The following is a 16872-nucleotide window of genomic DNA, read 5'->3' as shown; positions in this document are numbered from 1 at the left end:
CCCCTCGTATCGGCGGGCCTTGCCGAGCCGATGGTGGTGCGTGACATCTCCCTGATGTGGCGTGCGATCATTGCGCTGATGATCGGCTATTCGGCCTTCATCGCCGAAATCTTCCGCGCCGGGATCCAGTCGATCGACAAGGGTCAGATCGAGGCGGCCAAGGCGCTTGGCTTGAGCCGCGGCCAGCGCTTTCGTCTGGTGGTCTTCCCTCAGGCGATCCGCGTCATCTTCCCACCTCTGTCGAACGACTTCGTGGCCATGGTGAAGGATTCATCCCTCGTTTCGGTCCTCGGGGTTGCCGACATCACCCAGATGGGCAAGGTCTACGCCTCCGGCTCGTTTCGCTTCTTCGAGACCTATTCAATCGTGGCCTATGTCTATCTGGTGCTCACAATCGGCCTGTCGATCCTCCTGCGAGGCTTTGAACAGCGCATGAGGGAGCGTCGCGGATGAAGCTCCCTTCACTTGGCGGCACAGCGACGACCATCAACCGGGTCCGCTATTATGCGACGGGAATTGCCCGTCACGCGTTGCCGAGGGAGTGGTTTCTACAAAGAAGCAAGTCGATCCTGCGCGATCTGGAAGACGCGCCGGAACTAGATGAACTCGTTCGGCGCGCGAATTACTGCAACAAGTTGGGTCACGGTGCCGCAAAACCGGGTGTGAGGCTTGATGCAGTCGATCGAGGCCGGAGCCGCTACTACTTCGATCTGGACGAGTATCTGCGCTACTTTCCCACCCAACTGAAGGTCAACTATCTCTTCGGTGACGTGACCTGGGTTCCGAACGCGCCAAGCCTTGTCAAAAGTCGCCCGACTGACGGGGAGAACGGAAACTCCGTGCTTCTGAACCTCGACAAGCTCAGGCATTTCCGGCTGTGCTACGATGACACGCCCTGGGAGAAGAAGAAGCCCATGGCCGTGTGGCGCGGAGCGCTCAACAATCCGCTGCGCTCTGAACTGCTCCGCCGGCATCATGAGAGCGCGTTTGCCGATGTCGGCCATGTCGGGGACACCAAGGAGGGCTTCAGGTCAAAAGGATTTCTGAGCCCGCAGGACCAGATGGGTTATCGCTATATCCTGTCCATCGAGGGTTTCGATGTCGCCACCAACCTGAAATGGATCATGGCCTCCGGCAGTGTTTGCGTGATGCCGAAGGGGCGCTGCGAGACATGGTTCATGGAAGGCGGCCTGATCCCCGACCGCCACTTCGTCGAGGTGCGCCCCGATTTCAGCGACCTAGAAGACAAGATTGCGGCGCTGGAACGGGATCCGCTTTGGGCACAGGACATCGTGGCGAACGCCAATGCGTATGTTGCCTCGTTCTGCGATCGAAAGACCGAGCGCAAGATCTCCCTGCTGGTGCTCCAGAAATATTTCGAAGCGACGGGACAGCTTCCCCCGTCAGCCTTCAGCCACCTTTTCTTTCAGCAGACGCACGAATTTCAGCCTGGATGAACCGTCAATAGGTTTCAGGGACATACATGTCAGCCGGCACGGGATGGCGGATATAGTCCTCATTGCGCACCCGCGCGGGAAGCTCGATCGTTTCCTTCGGCACATGCTCGTAAGGCACCTGCTTCAGCAGATGCGCGATCATGTTGAGACGCGCCTTCTTCTTGTCGACGGCCTGGACGACCCACCAGGGTGCCTCCGGGATATGCGTGCGCTCCAGCATCTCTTCCTTGGCGCGGGTATAGCTTTCCCAGTGTACCCGGCTTTCGAGATCCATCGGCGAGAGCTTCCACTGCTTCAGGGGATCGTTGATCCGCATCCGGAAGCGGAATTCCTGCTCCTCGTCGGTGATCGAGAACCAGTATTTGACGAGGATGATGCCGGAGCGCACCAGCATGCGTTCGAATTCCGGGACGGAGCGGAAGAACTCTTCGAGCTCGTCCGGCGTGCAGAAACCCATGACCCGCTCGACACCGGCGCGATTGTACCAGGAGCGGTCGAACAGCACCATTTCACCCGCCATCGGCAGATGCTGCACATAGCGCTGGAAGTACCATTGGCTGCGCTCGCGCTCGGTCGGCGCCGGCAGGGCGACGACCCGGCAGACGCGCGGGTTGAGCCGCTGGGTCACGCGTTTGATCGCGCCTCCCTTGCCAGCCGAATCACGGCCCTCGAACAGCACGACCACTTTCAGCTTCTTGTATTGAACCCAGTCCTGCAGGCGAACCAACTCATGCTGGAGGCGAAAGAGTTCGCGAAAGTAGATCTTCCGGTCGATCATCGGTTCGGACATGCCGTCGGCGACGAGCTGGTCGAGCCTATCCTCCTCCAGCTGCTGCTCCAGCTCCTCGTCGAAGCTGTCGAGGAGTTCGGTCTTGATACGGTGGATCTCTTCGTTCATGGCGCCGGTTCCGAATGGAGTTCGATACTGACGAAGATCAATCATGCTTGCAAGAAAGCTTCATGACAGTCGCATGTCATGGGGCACTCGAAGCAATTGCCGACATTCATGAAAACTGGTATGACGCCGGTCATGGGATCGAAATTCGGATGCCTCGCGAACCAGTTCATCGTGCTGCAGGACCACAAGCGTCTGCCGGCACGCTTCTTCGCGCGCGTTCAAGGGGCCCTTGCGAGCCTTCGCGGCTGAGCTCCTGCGACCGGACAACCGGCGCGATAAGACCTCACACTTCAAGAAATCCCGTTACTTCAGTCTGGATGGAACTCACCCATGAGCGCACCTCGCACCCTTTACGACAAGATCTGGGACGACCACGTCGTCGATCGTCAGGACGACGGCACCTGTCTTCTCTATATCGACCGTCACCTCGTGCATGAAGTGACGAGCCCGCAGGCCTTCGAAGGTCTGCGCATGGCAGGCCGCAAGGTCCGCGCCCCGCAGAAGACGCTGGCAGTCGTCGACCACAATGTCCCGACCTCGCCGGACCGCCACCTCGGCATCAAGAACGAGGAAAGCCGCATCCAGGTCGAGGCGCTTGCCACCAACGCAGCCGAATTCGGCGTCGAATACTACTCGGCTTCCGACAAGCGTCAGGGCATCGTGCACATTGTCGGTCCGGAACAGGGCTTTACCCTGCCGGGTATGACCATCGTCTGCGGTGACAGCCATACCTCGACGCATGGCGCTTTCGGTGCACTCGCGCATGGCATCGGCACGTCCGAGGTCGAGCACGTGCTCGCCACCCAGACGCTGATCCAGAAGAAGGCGAAGAACATGCTGGTGCGCGTCGACGGGAAGTTGCCCGAAGGCGTCACGGCCAAGGACATCATCCTCGCCATCATCGGCGAGATCGGCACGGCCGGCGGCACCGGCCACGTCATCGAGTTCGCCGGCGAAGCGATCGAAGCCCTGTCGATGGAAGGCCGTATGACCGTCTGCAACATGACGATCGAAGGCGGTGCCCGCGCCGGTCTCATCGCGCCTGACGAAAAGACCTTCGAATACATCAAGGACAAGCCGCGCGCGCCCAAGGGCGAAGCCCTCGAGCAGGCGCTTGCCTACTGGAAGACGCTGAAGTCCGACGAAGGCGCGCATTTCGATCGCGTCGTCGTGCTCGACGCTGCCAACCTGCCGCCGATCGTCTCCTGGGGTTCCTCGCCGGAAGACGTCGTCTCGGTCGAAGGCGTCGTTCCCAACCCGGATGAGATCGCGGATGAAAACAAGCGCACCTCCAAATGGCGTGCACTCGACTACATGGGCCTGAAGCCGGGCACCAAGATCACTGATATCGCGGTTGATCGCGTTTTCATCGGCTCCTGCACCAATGGCCGCATCGAGGACCTGCGCGAAGTGGCCAAGGTCGTCGAAGGCAAGACGGTCGCCTCGACTGTTTCCGCCATGATCGTTCCGGGCTCTGGCCTCGTTAAGGAACAGGCGGAAGCCGAAGGCCTCGACAAGATCTTCAAGGCTGCCGGCTTCGACTGGCGCGAGCCGGGCTGCTCCATGTGCCTCGCCATGAACGACGACCGCCTGAAGCCGGGCGAGCGTTGCGCCTCGACCTCGAACCGCAACTTCGAAGGCCGCCAGGGCTTCAAGGGCCGTACCCACCTGGTATCGCCGGCCATGGCAGCCGCAGCCGCCGTTGCCGGCCACTTCGTCGACATCCGCAGCTTCAAGTAAGTCGGCATCAGACTGATGACATCAATGACCGTCCGCTGAAAAGCGGGCGGTTTCTTTTTGGCGCCCAGTTGCAAAGGCAGGCGAAGCGGCTATCGTCGCGATGTCATAAAACTGTCACATACCGCCCGCGGAACTCCCATGAACATCAGTGAATTTGCCCTCTCGCACCGCCGGTCGCGATCGTGAGTGCCGTTGCCATTGGGCTGGCGCTCGTCGCCGCGATCCTGCACGCCAGCTGGAATGCGTTCTTGAGGACCGGAGCCGATCGACTCTGGTCGATCACCGTCATGAGCCTGACCGGAAGCATCATCACGCTTCCCCTACTCTTTACCGTTGCCATCCCGGGCGCCGCCGCGTGGCCCTATATCCTGGCCTCGGCAGGTCTGCAGGTGGGTTACAGCCTGTTCCTGGTCGCAGCCTACAGGCATGGCGAGCTCGGCCAGGTCTATCCCATCGTTCGCGGCACCGTGCCTCTGCTTGTCACGCTGGGTGGCCTCGTCTTCTTTGGTGAGGTACTGGGACCCTGGCAAACACTGGGCGTGATCCTGATCGCGACCGGCATCATGAGCCTGTCGCTGGGCAAAACCCGGGCTGCAACTTCGTCGATCCTCTTTGCGCTGACGACCGGCCTCATCATCGCCTGCTATTCGACGGTCGATTCGCGCGGCGTGAAGCTGGTCGAAGAACCCATCGCCTATGCTCTCTGGGTGCTCTTTCTCTTTGGCATCATGATCACGATCGCCTTTGCCGTGACACGCAGGGGCCTGGTGATCGACCTGCGCTCGCCGCTGACCTGGAAGGCGGCCGGCGGAGGCGTCGTTGCCATGTTCGCCTATGGCCTCGTCGTCGTGGCCTACGCCTATGCCCCGGCGGGCCTCGTCACGGCGGTGCGCGAAACGAGCGTTGTCTTCGCGGTTCTGATCGGCGCGCTACTGCTGGGTGAGCCTCTGACGTTCCGGCGCCTGGTGGCATGCGTCATCGTGGCCGGCGGCGCTATCAGCGTCAGTCTCTGACAGACCGCCCAAACGAAAAAAGGCTCCGGAAACCGGAGCCTTTCGTCATTTCGTATGCTGGCAGCTGCTTATTCGGCAGAAGCTTCTGCGGCTGCTGCAGCTTCAGCGGCAGCGGCCTTTTCAGCGGCTTCGGCTGCTGCCTTTTCGGCGGCCAGTGCCTGTGCTGCGGCGACCTTCTCGGCTTCCAGACGTGCCTTTTCTTCGGCAACGGCGGCGCGTTCGGCGTCGTTCAGCTTGCGAGCGCGGGTGCCGGTGTTCTCGACGATACGAGCCGACTTGCCGCGACGATCGCGCAGGTAGTAGAGCTTGGCGCGACGGACCTTACCGCGGCGAACGATTTCGACGCTTTCGACGAGCGGCGAGTAGACCGGGAATACGCGCTCGACGCCTTCGCCGTAGGAGATCTTGCGAACCGTGAAGCTCTCGTTGATGCCGCCGCCCGAACGAGCGATGCAAACGCCTTCATAGGCCTGTACGCGGGTACGGTTGCCTTCCTTGACGGTAACGTTGACGCGGACCGTGTCGCCCGGGGAGAATTCCGGAAGCTTGCGCTTGGCTTCGATCTTGGCGGCCTGCTCGGCTTCCAGCTGCTGAATGATGTTCATGTCTAACCTCGGTTTTCTTCTGAAACAGCCAGAGCGCTCAACGATGATCCCTTGGAACGAGCCTGAGGATATTGACCCTGACGGGCCGGAGCGAATTCGCAGTTCTTTGTTGTGGCAGACGGGCGAAGAGCCCATTTCCGAGGCGGCCAATACACCAAGACGCTCCGCTTGTCACCCCTAACGCGGCGAATTTTTGCATGGCCGATCCCGTGCGAAGCCTTGCGGCGCAGGAACTCTCCTCCTATCACGTCCTCCTCATCACGGTGGAGATAGTTCGCATGTCTATGGCTCTGATCGCCCTGCTCTTCGCATCCGGCTTTCTTTCGGGAGCAGTGAATGCCATTGCGGGCGGTGGGACCTTCCTGACCTTCGGCGCGCTGACCCTCGCCGGCCTTCCCCCGATCAGCGCCAACGCGACCTCATCGGTCACGCAGTTTCCGGGCTATATCACCTCTACGCTTGCCTATCGCGCCGAGCTCAAGGAGATGAAGCGCGGCGCAATTGTGCTCGGCATCGTTTCGGCAGTCGGAGCGGTTGGCGGTTCGCTCTTCCTGATCTCGCTGTCGAACCCGGCCTTCCGCTCCATGGTCCCTTGGCTGCTGCTCGGTGCGACCGCTATTTTTGCAGCCGGCCCGAAGCTGAGGCCGAAGACGAAGGGCGAAAGCCATCCCGCAAGCCCTCTGGGCCTTGTGATGCAGGCTGTCACATCCTTTTACGGTGGCTTCTTCGGCGCTGGAATGGGCATCATGATGCTCGCCTCGCTGGGCTTGGCAAGCGGCGGCGACTATCACCGGCTGAACGCGCTGAAGAACTTCCTGTCGATCGTTATCGCGGCCGTCGCCATCGTGATCTTCGCCAGTGCAGGCGCACTATCCTGGCTGCATGCGGCCATCATGATCCCCGCTGTGGCGATGGGCGGTTATGCAGGCGTCGCGATGGCCAAGAAAGTGCCGCAGAACGTGCTGCGCTGGCTGGTCGTGGCGGCCGGACTTGGCCTTGCCGCCTACTACTTCTTGACCGGCTGATTGGGCAGCAGGTCAGGGCGCCGTTCGCGGGTGAGCTTCGCCGCCTGCTCATGGCGCCATTTTTCAATGGCTGCGTGATTTCCCGACGTCAGCACTTCGGGAATTTCCCGCCCCTCGAAGACCTGGGGGCGCGTGTATTGGGGATGTTCGAGCAGCCCGCCCTCGAAACTTTCATGCACGCCGGACAACTGATTGCCCATCACGCCGGGCAAAATGCGCACCACTGCATCCAGCAGCGTCAGCGCTGCCGGCTCGCCGCCGGAAAGAATGTAATCACCGATCGAGACTTCTTCGAGCTGGCGCGCATCGATAACCCGTTGATCGACGCCTTCAAAACGACCGCAGACGATGACTACGCCCTCGCCTTCAGCGAGTTCCCGAACACGTTCCTGCGTCAGCGGACGACCGCGCGGGCTCATCAGCAGCCGCGGCCGTCCATCGTCGGCTATGGAATCAATTGCGCGCGCAAGCACATCGGGCCGAAGCACCATCCCGGCACCGCCGCCCGACGGCGTATCGTCAACGCTGCGGTGCTTGTCCTCGGCGAAATCGCGGATCTGGACTGCTTCGATCGCCCAGTCGCCCCGCTCCAGCGCCCGGCCCGCCAAGGCCAGTCCGAGATGGCCGGGAAACATGTCCGGATAGAGCGTCAGGATGGAGGCCTTGAAGGGCATGGCGCGGTCAGCGGCCATTGTTCGGCCGCGGCTTGCCGCCGGCATTGCCGTAAGGCTTCTCTTCCCCGTCATCCTTCAGGCCCGCTGCAATCGGATCGACAAGCAGGCGTCCGCCTTCGAGATCGATCTCGAGCACGGCCGCTTCGGAAAAGGGAATAAGCACGGGGCGCTTGCCGGGGCCCTTCAACTCGAGCAGGTCACCGGCGCCGAAATCATAGACGGCGGTCACAGCACCATAGTGATTGTTCTCGGCATCATAGACCTCGAGACCTTCGAGATCGGCGTAGTAGAATTCGTCCTCGTCGAGATCGTCATCCGGCAGCGCATCACGATCGACAAAAAGCTCGGTGCCGTTGAGTGCTTCAGCGGCATTGCGATCGTTGATCCCGCGGAAACGCACAACGGCAACCGTCTTGCCGTCACGGATTTCGAGGATCTCGAATTTTCGCCCGTCAGCCGCATAGAGGACGCCATAGTCACCGAGACCGAGCGGATCCTCGGTGAAGGTCTTGACCCGCACCTCGCCCCGGAGCCCCTGGGCGGCACCGATCACGGCCATCAGTATCGGATTTTCAAGCTTGCTCATGAGTGGGAACGGTCCTGCACACACCTCGGTTCGACATTCCTTTTATACCAAGTGTCGATGATAGGAACCCATAGGATCGGCTCGACCGCCCTTTCTGGCTAGGAGAGGTCCGAAGAGCGATGCTGGCGCATCGGTCAAGGAACTCGACGACGCCAGAACGGGCGGGAAGCCGACCAAAGGTGGCTTATTGTGGGCCTCTGGCGTTGTTGCGCCGCTTGACCGATGCGACAGCATCGCCCGGCGCGCCGCGCCTAGCCAGAAACCCACAATAAGCCATCCTATCGGTTCCTATCATTGACACTTGGTATCAGGCGGAAGCGACCGGAAAGAAAACGCAAAAACGGGCGGTGGGATGACCCACCGCCCGCTGGAAACGGCTTTATGCCGATTATTCTGCAGCAGCTTCCGAAGCGGCAGCAGCAGCGTCAGCAGCCTTCTGGGCACGCTCGGCAGCGCGCTCCTGAGCCTTCTTGCCCGGCTTTGCCTTGTCCGGGTTGCTGCGGGTCGCGCGCTCGGCGAGACCGGCTTCAGCCATGAAGCGCAGAACGCGGTCGGTCGGCTGGGCGCCCTTGGCAACCCAGGCCTTGATGGCGTCTGCGTCCAGCTCGACGCGCTTTTCGTTGTCCTTGCCGAGCATCGGATTCCAGGAACCGACCTTGTCGAGGAAGCGGCCGTCGCGCGGTGCGCGGGCGTCGGCAACGACGATCTGGTAATACGGGCGCTTCTTGGAACCACCGCGGGCGAGACGAATCTTGAGGGACATGTGAATACTCCTTGAGGTTTAGTTCAGGTCGCCGCAGCAAACCCTGTTCTTGTTGAGGCCGCCGTCAGGCGGTCTTTTCGGTTGCACCGCCATGTTCGGCGGCAATGGCTTCATGATGCCGGATGACTTCCTTGATGATGAAGTTCAGGAACTTCTCGGCGAAATCCGGGTCCAGATTGGCATCCTGAGCCAGACGGCGCAGGCGGGTAATCTGGTATTCCTCGCGCGCCGGATCGGCGGGCGGCAATTCGTGTGTGGCCTTCAGCACGCCGACGGCCTTGGTGCAGCGGAAGCGTTCCGCCAGCATGTGGACCAGCGCCGCATCGATATTGTCGATCGACTGGCGATAGCCGGAAAGCTGTTCCTTGACGGACGGATCAATCATCGGCGCCCTCTCACTTCTTCTTCGGCAGGCCTGGAAGGCCCGGGAAACCGCCACCACCGAGGCCGGGAAGCTTCGGACCACCAAGACCCGGCAGGCCACCAGCACCCAGACCTGGCAAGCTGCCAGGCTTCATGCCGGCCGCTTCCGCCTGCTTGGCAAGCGCCTCGAGCTGCTTCGGATCCATCTTCGACAGATCCGGCATGCCCATGCCGCCACCCATGCCGCCGAGGCCCATCTTCGAAGCGAGGCCGCCCATCATCTGCTTCATCATGCCGCCGCCCTTTTTGCCGCCCATGGCTTTCATCATGTCGGCCATCTGGCGATGCATCTTCAAGAGCTTGTTGATGTCGGAGGCGTCCGTGCCGGAACCGGCCGCGATGCGCTTCTTCCGGGAATGTTTCAGAACGTCGGGATTGGCGCGCTCAGCCTTGGTCATCGAGGAGATGATGGCGAGCTGGCGCTTGAAGACCTTGTCATCGAGGCCGGCGGCCGAGATCTTGTCCTTCATGCCGGCCATGCCCGGCATCATGCCCATGATCCCGCCCATGCCGCCCATGGCCTGCATCTGCTTGATCTGCTCGGCGAGGTCGTTGAGGTCGAACTTGCCCTTGGCCATTTTCTCGGCCATGGCGCGGGCTTTGTCCGCGTCGATGTTCTCGGCAGCCTTCTCGACCAGCGAGACGATGTCGCCCATGCCAAGGATGCGGTCGGCGATACGGCGGGGATGGAACTCGTCGAGCTCCGTCATCTTCTCGCCGACACCGATCAGCTTGATCGGCTTGCCGGTGACGGCGCGCATCGAGAGCGCCGCACCGCCGCGGCCATCGCCGTCCATGCGGGTCAGAACGAGGCCGGTGATCCCGACGCGTTCATCAAAATTGCGGGCGAGATTGACGGCGTCCTGACCGGTCAGCGAGTCTGCGACCAGCAGGATTTCATGCGGCTTGGCGCGAGACTTGATCTCGGCCATTTCCATCATCAGCGGCTCGTCGATATGCGTACGGCCGGCGGTGTCGAGGATGACCACGTCATGGCCGCCGAGCTTCGCGGCCTGGACGGCGCGGCTCGCGATATCGGTCGGCGACTGGCCGGCGATAACAGGCAGGGTATCGATGCCGGTCTGCACGCCGAGCTGACGCAGCTGTTCCTGGGCGGCCGGACGACGCGTGTCGAGCGAGGCCATCAGGACCTTCTTCTTGTCACGATCCGTCAGCCGCTTGGCGATCTTGCCCGATGTCGTCGTCTTACCCGAGCCCTGCAGACCGACCATCATGATGACAACGGGAGCTGCGGCATTGAGGTCGATCGACACACCTTCGGTGCCAAGCATCTCGACCAGCTCGTCATGGACGATCTTGACGACCATCTGCCCGGGCTTGATCGACTTCAGGACCGAGGCGCCAACAGCCTTTTCACGAACCTTGTCGGTGAAGGTGCGGACCACCTCGAGAGCAACATCGGCCTCAAGAAGGGCACGACGGACCTCGCGCAGAGCAGCCGAGACATCCGCCTCGGACAGTGCGCCACGGCCGGTCAGTCCATTCAGAATGGAGCCAAGACGGTCCTGGAGGTTCTCAAACATCGGCTCTTCCTTGCATGGTTCGGGGAACCCCAAACCTCGGTCTTCTCCGCGCGGAAAACAAGACGCAAAGCCAAAAAGCACCCGAGGGCGCAACGCGCTGTCGGGTGTTGACCTCCGGGATCTCTTTATACCTGTTCGGGTCCCGGTCGGCGGCTCGGAGTGCTCGTCTCTTCGCAGATTGTGGCGGATAAACAGGAAAACGGTCGGGAAGTCAAGCAAAGCCCCGATTTTTCGGGAGATCCGCTGCATCCAGCAATCTGTGGCGGGCCTATTGCCGTAGAATTGACAAAACCACATATGGGTAAGCCATGAACAGACGCAGCTTTCTCAAATGGTCGGGCTTCGGCCTCGTTGCCGCAACACTCGGAGGTCTCGGCTTGCGCGAGGCCCATGCGGGCAACCGCTATTATTCCGGTCCGATCTCCGACCATTTCGACGGCAAGGTGTTCTTCAACCCGGGCGGCGAAGAGCCACGTGGCTTCTCCGATCTGCTCCGCTGGCAGTTCGGCGGCGGCAAGATCGAGTGGCCAAGACCGGCCCAGGCTGCCGATGTCGTAACGGCGAAGCCGGAATCCCGTGTCGAAGACAGACGGCTCGTCGTCACCATGGTCGGCCACGCGACGCTTCTCATCCAAACGGCCGGCCTGAACATCCTGACCGATCCGGTCTGGTCGGAACGCGCAAGCCCCGTCTCCTTTGCCGGACCGAAGCGCAACAATCCGCCGGGCGTCACCTTCGACGACTTGCCAAAGATCGACATCGTGATCGTCACCCACAATCACTACGACCATCTCGACACTGCAACGCTGAGGCGCCTCTTCAGACGGGACAATCCGCGCATCGTCACCACCCTCGGCAACGACACCATCATGCGCGACGACATGCCGGGCATGGTGGCTGATGTCATGGATTGGGGTGACCGGGTCGAGATCGGTAAGGGTGTGGCCATCCATTGCGAGCCCTGCCATCACTGGTCGGCGCGCGGTATGGGCGACCGGCGCATGGCGCTCTGGGCAGCCTTCGTCATCGAGACGCCAGGCGGCAAGATCTATCACATCGGCGATACCGGCTATGCCGAAGGAAAGCACTATCGCGAGATCAAGGCAAAGCATGGCGACATCAGGATCGCCATCATGCCGATCGGCGCCTACGAGCCGCGCTGGTTCATGAAGGCGCAGCACCAGAACCCGGAAGAAGCGATCGAAGGCTTCCGCTTGAGCGGCGCGGCCTTCGGCATAGGCCACCATTTCGGCACGTTCCAGCTGACCAATGAAGGCATCGACGATCCGCCGAAGGCACTCGGCGTAGCCATGTCTGCGGCCGGCATTAGCAATGAGCGCTTCAAGGGATTGCGACCCGGCCAGCAGTTCGAGGTGCCTCTCACAAACGCTTGAGGGCCAAGATCCCCAAGAGACAAGAGCCGCGTTGACACGGCTAACGCTTTTGGCCAGACTTAATGCATTCACCAGGGGTGTCCCGACAAGGGGCTGAGATTTCGCTACGCCAAACCGCAAGGGACAAGCAGCGCGATGACCCGTTGAACCTGATCCAGTTCATACTGGCGTAGGGACGGTGCGAGCGCTGCAAAAACGACGATTCGGAATCCGAATCCCGTGGCGTCTTTCCATCATTCCGGCTGACATGACTGGGTCTCCAACCTCAACACTTGGAGCTCCATGATGAACATTGCCCCGCATTTCGACAGGCCCGACGTCACCACCGGTCCGCTTCCCGCCTCGACCAAGATCTTTCTGCCCGGAGACATCCATCCGGACATTCGCGTACCCCTGCGCCAGATCACCCTGCACCCAACCTCCGGCGAACCGCCTGTGAATGTCTATGACGCATCGGGACCCTACACCGATCCGCAAGCCACTATCGCAATCGATCAAGGCCTCACGCGGCACCGGACAGCCTGGGTCCAGATACGCGGCGATGTCGAGGCCTATGACGGCCGCGCGATCAAGCCCGAAGACAACGGCTTCGTCTCTGCCGACAAGATGACCCCGGTGTTTCCCGTGAAACATCAACCCCTTCGCGCAACGGGCGGCAAGGCCGTCACACAGCTCGCCTATGCCCGCGCCGGCATCATCACGCCGGAAATGGAATTTGTCGCGATCCGAGAAAACCTCGGCCGCAAGGCAGCGAAGGAAGCGCTTGTCCGTGACGGTGAAAGCTTCGGCGCCGCTATCCCGGATCACGTCACGCCGGAATTCGTCCGCCAGGAGATCGCCTCAGGGAGGGCCATCATCCCCGCCAACATCAACCATCCCGAACTCGAACCGATGATCATCGGCCGGAATTTCCTGGTGAAGATCAACGCCAATATAGGCAACTCGGCCGTCACCTCTTCCATGGCCGAGGAAGTCGAGAAGATGGTCTGGGCGATCCGCTGGGGAGCCGACACGGTCATGGATCTCTCGACCGGGCGCAACATTCACAACATCCGCGACTGGATCCTGCGCAATTCGCCTGTTCCGATCGGCACCGTGCCGCTCTACCAGGCGCTGGAGAAGGTCGGCGGCATTGCCGAGGATCTGACCTGGGAGGTCTATCGCGACACGCTGATCGAACAGGCCGAGCAGGGCGTCGACTATTTTACCATCCATGCTGGCGTGCGGCTGCATTACATCCCGCTGACCGTCAACCGCGTCACCGGCATCGTTTCACGCGGTGGTTCGATCATGGCCAAGTGGTGTCTGCATCATCACAAGGAAAGCTTCCTCTACGAGCATTTCGAGGAAATCTGCGACATCTGCCGCGCTTACGATGTCTCCTTTTCGCTGGGCGATGGCTTGCGTCCGGGCTCGATTGCCGATGCCAATGATGCCGCCCAGTTTGCCGAACTCGAAACGCTGGGTGAGCTGACGCAGATCGCCTGGGCTAAGGATTGCCAGGTGATGATCGAGGGCCCCGGCCATGTTCCCATGCACAAGATCAAGGAGAACATGGACAAGCAGCTGAAGACCTGCGGCGAGGCCCCCTTCTATACGCTGGGGCCGCTGACGACCGATATTGCACCCGGCTACGACCACATCACCTCCGGCATCGGGGCAGCGATGATCGGCTGGTTCGGCACGGCGATGCTCTGCTATGTCACGCCGAAGGAGCATCTGGGCCTGCCCGACCGCGACGACGTCAAGGTGGGTGTCATCACCTACAAGATCGCGGCACACGCTGCCGATCTCGCCAAGGGCCATCCGGCAGCGCAGCTACGCGACGATGCGCTTTCCCGCGCCCGCTTCGAATTCCGCTGGGAAGACCAGTTCAACCTGTCGCTCGATCCGGAAACCGCGCGCTCCATGCATGACGAAACCCTGCCGAAAGAGGCCCACAAGGTCGCGCATTTCTGCTCGATGTGCGGACCGAAATTCTGCTCGATGCGCATCTCGCATGACATCCGCGCCGAGGCTCAGAAGGAGGGCCTGACCGCCATGGCGGAGAAATACCGCGCCGGCGGCGATCTCTACATGACGTCGGACGAGATCGAAGCGCTTGAGGCGGGGGAACGGTCATGACCGTTCTGGTGAAGGGGGCGGGCGTGGCCGGGCTTGCCACCGCGGTTGAACTGGGCCGAAGGGGTGTCCCTGTCGAGGTCGTGGAGCGCCGGGCCGATATCGGGCTTGGCGCCTCACATTGGGCGGGCGGCATGCTCGCCCCCTATTGCGAGCGGGAGGCGGCGGAAGAGATCGTGCTGACATCAGGCCTTTCCGCCGCCGACTGGTGGGACGAGGCCGTGCCCGGTCTCGTCCAGCGCCAGGGCACGCTGGTGCTGGCCAATCCGCGCGATCTCGCCGACCTCAAGCGCTTTGCGACCCGCACGCGCGGCCATCGCTGGCTGGGCGAGCAGGAGATCGCAGACCTTGAGCCGGATCTCGCCGGGCGTTTCGGCAGCGGCCTCTTCTTTTCGGAGGAGGCCCATCTCGATCCCCGCCAGGCCTTGCGGGGTCTTCATCAGGCGGCGCGGAAGCTCGGTGTCTCATTCCGCTTCGGGGAAGAGGCCGGTGATGCGGGAGGCTATGCGAGCGTCGTGGATTGCCGGGGACCACAGGCGATCGGTGAGATCGACGGATTGCGCGGTGTGCGCGGCGAGATGCTTTATCTGGAAACGGCCGAGGTGAGCCTCTCCCGTCCCGTGCGTCTGCTGCATCCCCGCCACCCCCTCTACATAGTACCGCGCGGCAACGGGCTTTTCATGCTGGGCGCGACCATGATTGAGACTGACGATGACGGACCGATCACGGCGCGCTCGATGATGGAGCTGCTGAACACCGCCTATGCGCTGCACCCGGCCTTTGCCGAGGCGCGCATCGTGGAAACCGGCACCGGCATCCGCCCGGCTTTCCCGGACAATGTGCCCCGTCTCATCGAAACCTCCGAAGGCCTGGCAGTGGCCGGCATGCACCGCCACGGCTTTCTGCTGGCTCCAGCCCTGGCGCGTGAGGCGGCGGACAGGCTCACGACCACACACGCAACCGCGAGAAGGAGGAGCGCATGAAGCTCACCGTCAATGGAGAAGCCCTGGAGCTGGATGCGGGCAACCTCGCCGATCTGCTCGCCCAGCTCGACTACGAGGGCGACTGGCTGGCAACCGCCGTGAACGGCGAGCTCGTCCATCGCGAGGAGCGTGCCGCCCATCCTTTGAACGATGGCGACCGGATCGAAATCCTCTCGCCCATGCAGGGAGGCTGACATGGCCCTGGAACTCTATGGCAAGACCGTCTCCTCGCGCCTGCTGCTCGGCACCGCGCGCTACCCCTCGCCCGCGATCCTGGCGGAGGCGGTGCGGCGATCGAAGACCGAGATCGTCACCGTGTCGCTGCGCCGGGAAACCGCAGGCGGCAAGGCGGGCGGGGCCTTCTTCCAGCTGATCCGCGATCTCGGCGTTCGGGTTCTGCCCAACACCGCCGGCTGCCACAGCGCCCGCGAAGCGGTGCTAACGGCAAAGATGGCGCGCGAGGTCTTTGGCACCCACTGGATCAAGCTCGAGGTGATCGGCCATCACGACACGCTGCAGCCGGATGTTTTCGAGCTGGTGGAAGCGGCGAAGATCCTTGTTGCCGAGGGCTTCGAGGTTTTCCCCTACACCACAGACGATCTGGTGGTCGGCGAGAAGCTGCTCACCGCCGGCTGCCGGGTGCTGATGCCCTGGTGCGCGCCGATCGGCAGCGCCATGGGGCCGCAGAATCTGCCGGCACTCAAATCCATGCGGGCGGAATTTCCCGATGTGCCGCTGATCGTCGATGCCGGCATCGGTCGTCCCTCCCATGCGACTGTTGTGATGGAACTCGGCTATGACGCCGTGCTGCTCAACACCGCCGTCGCCAGCGCCGGCGATCCGGCTGATATGGCCGAGGCCTTTGCCAAGGCGATCGAGGCGGGGCATATCGCCCATCAAGCCGGCATGCTGGAACCGCGCGACATGGCCGTGCCATCCACCCCCGTCATCGGAAAGGGGGTTTTCGCATGAAGCTCGATCCCTTCTACCTCATCATCGACAGTGCCGCCTGGATCGAGCGGCTGGTGCCGCAGGGCGTCAAGCTGGTGCAGCTGCGGATGAAGGACGCCAATGAAAACGTGCTTCGCCAGCACATCCGCCGCGCCAAGCAATGCTGCGAGGATCATGGCTGCCAGCTCATCGTCAACGACTTCTGGCAGATCGCCATCGACGAGGCCTGCGACTTCGTGCATCTCGGCCAGGAGGATCTGGCAACGGCCGATCTCGCAGCGATCCGCAGCGCGGGCATCAAGCTCGGCCTCTCCACCCATGACGAGGCGGAGCTCGAAACGGCGCTCGCCGCCAAGCCTGATTATGTCGCCCTCGGCCCCGTCTATCCGACGATCCTGAAGAAAATGCCCTGGGCACCGCAGGGTCTGGAACGGCTGACCGTTTGGAAGAAAAAGATAGCTCCCCTGCCCCTGGTCGCGATCGGCGGGCTTCGCCCCGACCGGCTTCCCGGTGTCTTTGCAGCACGGGCCGACAGTGCGGCGGTGGTAACAGACATCACCTTGCATGCCGATCCCGAGGCGCGAACCCGGGAATGGCTTGAAGTGACCGAGCCATGGCGTTGACCATGGTTGCGCGGTTTTGGTCGCTCTACTGGTAATTTGGCTGTATTTCCGCCATATAGGCTGAAAGTGCAG

Annotated in this window: 19 protein-coding genes and 1 riboswitch; of the genes, 12 read left to right on the top strand and 7 right to left on the bottom strand. The window is 62.0% G+C overall.

Translation table 11 applies throughout. From position 1 onward, the window contains the following. Both IP85_RS12865 and IP85_RS12860 read left to right on the top strand, forming a co-directional pair. The coding region (locus tag IP85_RS12865) for an amino acid ABC transporter permease (RefSeq protein ID WP_156322868.1) at positions 1 to 453 on the top strand (453 nt) is incomplete at its 5' end. After that, positions 450 to 1457, top strand: coding sequence for a glycosyl transferase family 90 (locus IP85_RS12860; protein ID WP_054150074.1), 1008 nt, complete (start codon positions 450 to 452; stop codon positions 1455 to 1457). The genes IP85_RS12865 and IP85_RS12860, both read left to right, overlap by 4 nt. 4 nt (positions 1458 to 1461) lie before the next feature. On the opposite strand, the gene ppk2 is transcribed toward IP85_RS12860, so the two are convergent. Beyond that, a complete protein-coding gene (gene ppk2 / locus IP85_RS12855; protein WP_054150073.1) occupies positions 1462 to 2355 on the bottom strand; it encodes a polyphosphate kinase 2 in 894 nt (297 codons plus the stop codon). 108 nt (positions 2356 to 2463) lie between these two features. On the opposite strand from ppk2, the gene IP85_RS22195 reads away from it, so the two are divergent. From IP85_RS22195 to IP85_RS12845, 3 genes are all read left to right on the top strand, one after another. Beyond that, positions 2464 to 2604: a hypothetical protein gene (locus tag IP85_RS22195; RefSeq protein ID WP_153763278.1), complete on the top strand. Its 141-nt coding sequence runs from the start codon at positions 2464 to 2466 to the stop codon at positions 2602 to 2604. A gap of 81 nt (positions 2605 to 2685) precedes the next feature. Continuing rightward, positions 2686 to 4095, top strand: a complete 1410-nt coding sequence (leuC, locus tag IP85_RS12850) for a 3-isopropylmalate dehydratase large subunit (protein ID WP_054150072.1) — start codon at positions 2686 to 2688, stop codon at positions 4093 to 4095. A 182-nt stretch (positions 4096 to 4277) separates the two neighbouring features. Continuing rightward, positions 4278 to 5108 (top strand): DMT family transporter, encoded by an 831-nt coding sequence (locus IP85_RS12845; RefSeq protein ID WP_054150071.1) that lies wholly within the window; start codon positions 4278 to 4280, stop codon positions 5106 to 5108. A 68-nt stretch (positions 5109 to 5176) separates the two neighbouring features. Here the strand turns inward: IP85_RS12845 and rplS are convergent, their stop codons facing one another. Next, entirely contained in the window at positions 5177 to 5713 is a 537-nt protein-coding gene (gene rplS, locus IP85_RS12840) for a 50S ribosomal protein L19 (protein WP_054150070.1), read from the bottom strand. A gap of 278 nt (positions 5714 to 5991) precedes the next feature. Between rplS and IP85_RS12835 the strand changes: the two genes are divergently transcribed. Then, the gene (locus IP85_RS12835) at positions 5992 to 6738 is read left to right on the top strand and encodes a sulfite exporter TauE/SafE family protein (RefSeq protein WP_054150084.1); all 747 of its coding nucleotides are present in this window, start codon (positions 5992 to 5994) and stop codon (positions 6736 to 6738) included. Here IP85_RS12835 and trmD read toward each other — a convergent pair. From trmD to ffh, 5 genes are all read right to left on the bottom strand, one after another. Next, positions 6720 to 7412, bottom strand: coding sequence for a tRNA (guanosine(37)-N1)-methyltransferase TrmD (gene trmD, locus IP85_RS12830; RefSeq protein WP_054150083.1), 693 nt, complete (start codon positions 7410 to 7412; stop codon positions 6720 to 6722). The genes IP85_RS12835 and trmD overlap by 19 nt on opposite strands. Before the next feature lie 7 nt (positions 7413 to 7419). Next, positions 7420 to 7998: a ribosome maturation factor RimM gene (rimM, locus tag IP85_RS12825; protein ID WP_054150069.1), complete on the bottom strand. Its 579-nt coding sequence runs from the start codon at positions 7996 to 7998 to the stop codon at positions 7420 to 7422. A gap of 388 nt (positions 7999 to 8386) precedes the next feature. Continuing rightward, positions 8387 to 8761, bottom strand: a complete 375-nt coding sequence (gene rpsP, locus IP85_RS12820) for a 30S ribosomal protein S16 (protein WP_054150068.1) — start codon at positions 8759 to 8761, stop codon at positions 8387 to 8389. Between the two features lie 64 nt (positions 8762 to 8825). Further along, the gene (locus IP85_RS12815) at positions 8826 to 9146 is read right to left on the bottom strand and encodes a chorismate mutase (RefSeq protein ID WP_006724273.1); all 321 of its coding nucleotides are present in this window, start codon (positions 9144 to 9146) and stop codon (positions 8826 to 8828) included. Positions 9147 to 9156: 10 nt separating this feature from the next. Beyond that, positions 9157 to 10728: a signal recognition particle protein gene (ffh, locus tag IP85_RS12810; protein WP_054150067.1), complete on the bottom strand. Its 1572-nt coding sequence runs from the start codon at positions 10726 to 10728 to the stop codon at positions 9157 to 9159. A 308-nt stretch (positions 10729 to 11036) separates the two neighbouring features. On the opposite strand from ffh, the gene IP85_RS12805 reads away from it, so the two are divergent. From IP85_RS12805 to IP85_RS12780, 6 genes are all read left to right on the top strand, one after another. Next, positions 11037 to 12122, top strand: a complete 1086-nt coding sequence (locus IP85_RS12805; RefSeq protein ID WP_054150066.1) for an MBL fold metallo-hydrolase — start codon at positions 11037 to 11039, stop codon at positions 12120 to 12122. A gap of 63 nt (positions 12123 to 12185) precedes the next feature. Then, positions 12186 to 12316: riboswitch (TPP riboswitch) on the top strand. A 91-nt stretch (positions 12317 to 12407) separates the two neighbouring features. After that, on the top strand, positions 12408 to 14246 hold the full coding sequence (gene thiC, locus IP85_RS12800) for a phosphomethylpyrimidine synthase ThiC (protein ID WP_054150065.1): 1839 nt from the start codon (positions 12408 to 12410) through the stop codon (positions 14244 to 14246). Continuing rightward, positions 14243 to 15226 (top strand): glycine oxidase ThiO, encoded by a 984-nt coding sequence (gene thiO, locus IP85_RS12795; protein ID WP_054150064.1) that lies wholly within the window; start codon positions 14243 to 14245, stop codon positions 15224 to 15226. The genes thiC and thiO overlap by 4 nt, the downstream gene beginning before the upstream one ends. After that, positions 15223 to 15420 (top strand): sulfur carrier protein ThiS, encoded by a 198-nt coding sequence (gene thiS / locus IP85_RS12790; protein WP_054150063.1) that lies wholly within the window; start codon positions 15223 to 15225, stop codon positions 15418 to 15420. The genes thiO and thiS overlap by 4 nt, the downstream gene beginning before the upstream one ends. Before the next feature lies 1 nt (position 15421). Further along, positions 15422 to 16198 carry a thiazole synthase gene (locus IP85_RS12785; protein WP_054150062.1) on the top strand — a complete coding sequence of 259 codons (777 nt, stop codon included), beginning with the start codon at positions 15422 to 15424 and terminating at the stop codon, positions 16196 to 16198. Continuing rightward, on the top strand, positions 16195 to 16800 hold the full coding sequence (locus IP85_RS12780) for a thiamine phosphate synthase (protein ID WP_054150061.1): 606 nt from the start codon (positions 16195 to 16197) through the stop codon (positions 16798 to 16800). Before IP85_RS12785 ends, IP85_RS12780 begins: the two co-directional genes overlap by 4 nt. Positions 16801 to 16872: the final 72 nt, after the last annotated feature.

The sequence above is a fragment of the Rhizobium sp. AAP116 genome (genome assembly GCF_001295785.1).
In the GTDB taxonomy this organism is placed as follows: domain Bacteria; phylum Pseudomonadota; class Alphaproteobacteria; order Rhizobiales; family Rhizobiaceae; genus Allorhizobium.
Note: the sequence above shows the minus strand (reverse complement) of the source record. Positions and strands in the feature narration are given on the sequence as shown.